The 4,127-nt window shown below is 77.6% G+C and carries 2 protein-coding genes; both read right to left on the reverse strand.

What is annotated here, in order from left to right; translation table 11 throughout:
* Nucleotides 1–28 precede the first annotated feature (28 nt).
* Nucleotides 29–3,397, reverse strand: a complete 3,369-nt coding sequence (locus tag ACFU7Y_RS41155; RefSeq protein ID WP_380771516.1) for a S8 family serine peptidase — start codon at nt 3,395–3,397, stop codon at nt 29–31.
* Nucleotides 3,398–3,672: 275 nt separating this feature from the next.
* Nucleotides 3,673–3,834, reverse strand: coding sequence for a hypothetical protein (locus tag ACFU7Y_RS41160; RefSeq protein ID WP_224282454.1), 162 nt, complete (start codon nt 3,832–3,834; stop codon nt 3,673–3,675).
* Between the last annotated feature and the right edge of the window lie 293 nt (nt 3,835–4,127).

Here is a 4,127-nt window from a genome sequence, read left to right on the forward strand (position 1 = left end):
CCCGGTGGGCCGCCCCGCTGCCCGGTGGTCACGGCAGGTCGAGCACCTGGGCCCGCCGGTCGGCCCGGTTGCGGTGGTACAGCAGCAGGAGCCGCGAGGTGTCGCCCTGCCCCCGGTGCACGTCCAGGACGGTGCCCGGGCCGGCCGGGGCCGACACCGCGGCGGGCCCGGTGAGGCCGGCCCGTACGGTGAGCGCCGGGTGCAGGACGTCCAGCGGGACGGACGGCCTGGTGCCGTTCAGCCCGATGGCGGAGAGGGCCTCGGCCACGTCCGGCGTACCGCCCCCGGTGTAGCCGGTCCAGACGCCGTAGCGGACGGTGCTGTGCCCGGGCGCGACGCCGGGCAGGGCGCTCAGCCGGACGGGCAGCACCAACACGTCGCTGTCCAGCAGCCCGGTGTCGGTGTCACCCCAGTGGGCGTTGAGCGGCTGGACGTCCAGTTCGGCGCCGGTGCGGGCGTCCAGGGCGCGGGAGACCAGGACGTCGCCGCCGCGCAGCCGGTCGGCCTTGAGGATGACGTCGGTGCTGCCGTCGCCGTCGGTGTCCAGCGCCACCCGCACCCCGTACAGCCCCACCGGGGTGGCCGCGGGCGCCCACAACTGGGCTCCCACGTACAGCAGTTCGGAGTCGACGGCGGCACCGGCCGCGCGCAGGCCGGCGGACCGCTCGCCGGGGTGCTCGACGCAGACCTCCTGCGCCGGGTCCGCCTCCTCCCGTGCGCCCTCGGGCCGGATGCCCGCACCCGGCGCGGCCGTCGCACCGCTGCCGCCGGACGGGCAGTCGGGCCAGCGAACCCCCACGCCGCCGAGTGCGAAGGCACTGACCAGCCCGGGTTGTTCGCCGGGCGCGGCCCGGCCGCCGAGGGTGACCAGGGTGCCGTCCCGGGCGGTGCGGATGGCGGCCGTCGCCGTGAGGTCGCCGGTCGGCTGCGGGGCGGCCAGCACCGGGACCCGCAGCTGCGGCAGCCTGGCGTCCCCGACCGGTGTGAGCAGCACCCGGCCGGAGAGCTCGCCCCGGTAGCTGCGGGCCCGGTCGCCCTGGACGGTGGCGATGGTCGGGTCGGGCGCGCGCCCCAGCTCCCCGGGCACGGACAGCGTCACCCGCACCCGCGCGGTGCCGCCCGCCGGGACGTCCACCCGGGCCGGCGTCACCTGGTACGAGGCGCCCGGGACTTCGGTGGCCGCCGCGTACGAGGTGCGGTAGGCCAGCGGTGCGCCCGAGGTGTTGCGCACCTCGATCTCGCGGGTCGCCGCCGTCGGCCCGGAGACCTCGACCGGCCCGAAGGAGACCCCGACGGCGCCCTCCACGGCGCCCTCCCCCGCCGCGTAGGCGACGGCGGGGGTGCGGAGCGCCCGGTCCACCCGGACCCGCCCGGCCCCGGTGCGCTCGGGCCCGTAGACCGGCCCGCTGCGGTCGTCGCCGAGGAAGGTGTCCACGGTGGTGTTCATCAGCGCGGCCTTGACCTGCTCGACCGGCCAGTCCGGGTGCGCGGCGCGGACCAGCGCGGCGAGCCCGGCCACGTGCGGGGTGGCCATCGAGGTGCCGCTCTCGCGCTGACCGCCGGTGCCGCTGCCGACCAGTGAGGACCAGATGCTCTCGCCGGGGGCCGCCAGGTCGGGCTTGACCACGCCCGGCACGCCGATGCCGCGCGAGGTGAAGTCGGTCAGGGTGTCGACCCGGGCCGGCTGGTCCTGCGCGACGGAGCCGTGCAGCGTGTTGCCGGGCGCGGCGAGCCGGACCTGCACCGGCCCGGCCGCCGCGGCCTGACGCAGCCGCTCGCCGTCGGCGTGCGCCAGCAGCGCGGCCGGGATGCGGTCGTCGCCGGAGATCTCGGCGAGGTGGTCGGAGTCGGCGGCGTACAGCGCCCCGATCGCGCCCGCGTCGGCGGCGTGGTCGGCGCGCGGCCCGGAGTTGCAGGCCCGGTCGGCGTCCCGGGTGCGCCAGGCGAGCAGCGCGATCCGCCCCTTCAGCCGCTGCCTGTCGGCCTCGCTGAAGTCGGTGCAGCCGTCCGACTGGTCGGCGGGCAGGGCGAGTTCGCCGCCGACGTCGGCCGTCGACCAGCCCTGGTAGCGCTCGCTCCAGTGCGCCGGGACGACCCCGGCCTGCGCGGCGGGGGCGAGCACGGTGATGCCGTCCACGTCGGCGTGCCCGTGCACCGAGGCGGCGACGGTGATCGCCCGGGCGGCGGTGCCGGGGCTGCCGCCGATGCCGTACACGTCGCCGTCGTTGCCCGCCGCCGCGACGACGACGGTGCCCAGCGCGGCGAGCCGGTCGACGGCCAGGGCGTCGGTGTCGTCGGTGCTGCCGAAGTGGCTGCCGAGCGAGAGGTTGACGACGTCCAGCCGGTCGCTCAGGTCGCCGTCCCCGTTCGGGTCGGCGGCCAGGTCGAGCGCCTCGGTGACCCGGTCGGTGGAACCGTCGCAGCCGAACACCCGGATCGCGTACAGCTGCGCGTCCGGGGCGGTTCCGGGGCCGATCCGGAAGCCGGCCGGGTCGAGCCCGGGCCCGTACGGACCGGTGTACGGGCGGCCGTCGGCGGTGACGCCGTACCCGGCCGCGGTGCCGGCCACGTGGGTGCCGTGCCCGTTGCGCACGCAGTCGATCGGGTTGTCGCCGGGGTGCGGCACCGGCTGGTGGTGCGGGGAGGCCGGGTCGGGGTCGTAGTCGTCGCCGACCAGGTCCTTGCCGCCGACCACCTTGGCGTTCGGGAACAGCGCGGGCGGCGCCGGCCTGCCGCGCTCGACCGAGCGGAACGCCTCCTCGGTGCCGGGGCCGCCGAAGTCGGCGTGGGTGTAGTCGATGCCGCTGTCGATGATCCCGATCCGCATGCCCCGGCCGGTGCCGGCCGCCGGGTCGCCGGCCCAGACCTGCGGGGCGCCGGTCAGCGGGACGGAGTGGGTGTTGTCCCGCCGCTTGGCGACGATCGGGTGGACGGCCCGGACGCCCGGCAGCGCCCGCAGCGCGGGCAGCCGGTCGGCGGGCGCGCTGACCGCGAGGCCGGCGAGCACGGTGCGGGTGCGGTAGAGCTCGCGGGCGGCGGGTGCCGCCCGGTGGACGGCCCCGGCGAGCCGGTCGAGCGCGTCCCCGGCCCGGGCCCGCTGGGCCGCGCCGGCCTGCGCGGCCTCCCGGCGGACGGCCTCCGGGGAGCGCCGGGCCCGCCGGGCCCCGTCGGCGGCGCGCCACCAGGCGGAGCCGGCCGCCTCGGTGGTGAGTTCGAGCAGGACGGAGGCCGTTCGGCCAGGCCCCGGCGGTCCGGCGGCGGGTGGCCCCGGCGGTGGAGGTCCCGCGGCTGGCGGGCCGCCCGCCGCCGGGGTGGCGACGAGGACGGCGCTTGCGGCCAGCAGGACCAGGGTGAGGCCGATCCGGGCGGCGGGTCGGCGGACGGGTGGCAGACGCACTGGGCCCTCTCCCCCGGCAGGGGGACTGATCCGCACTCCGTGTCGCTGACGTCCGCCCACGCGAACGTCGATCACCCCTCCGAGGGCCCCAAATTAGGATGATCGCGCCGACGGGCACGAGCAACTTCCCTCGGACGGAACGAGGTTGCACTCTACTGGGTGACGTCCCGCCAACCCGTACGGCCCATTGGGCGGATGAACGCCACCGGCAGCCCGGCCCGAAGGCCCGCTGTTCGGCGATGCCCGCTCAGCGCCGGCCGCTCAGTGATGACCGCTCAGTGATGGCCGGTCACGCCGCCGTTGTCCCGGCGGTCCAGCGAGCGCTGCAGGGCGGCGGAGGCGAAGGGGTTCCGCTCGGCGGCCCGGCGGCGGCGCGGGGCGCGGACGGGGGTGGCGGCGGGGGCGGAAGTGGCGTGACGGTCGGCGGTCGGCGACATACCGGGCTCCTTGGAAGCGGCGCTGCGCGAACAGCGCGGGAGGGAGGAGGTGCCGCGCGCAGCGCGCCCCGGGAAGGGGCGGCGGCACGACGGGCGGGAGGGTATGCGCGGAGCAGGGATCGCCTGCTCGTGAAGGCGCACGCGTACACGGGCCGCGCGCCCTGGCTACAGGGGCGGCACACCGTACGGCCCTTCCACGGTACGGCCACGCCCCGGCCGTGTCTGCACGAATACTTGGATTTCCTAGTATCTGAGACGGGTGTCACCCGGCAGAACGCAGCAGGGCCCGGACC

Source organism: Kitasatospora sp. NPDC057542 (genome assembly GCF_042801945.1).
Lineage (GTDB): Bacteria > Actinomycetota > Actinomycetes > Streptomycetales > Streptomycetaceae > Kitasatospora.

Excerpts from the sequence above, each read along its gene's own strand:
- ACFU7Y_RS41160 (WP_224282454.1), bottom strand. The coding sequence starts at position 3,834 with ATGTCGCCGACCGCCGACCGTCACGCCACTTCCGCCCCCGCCGCCACC.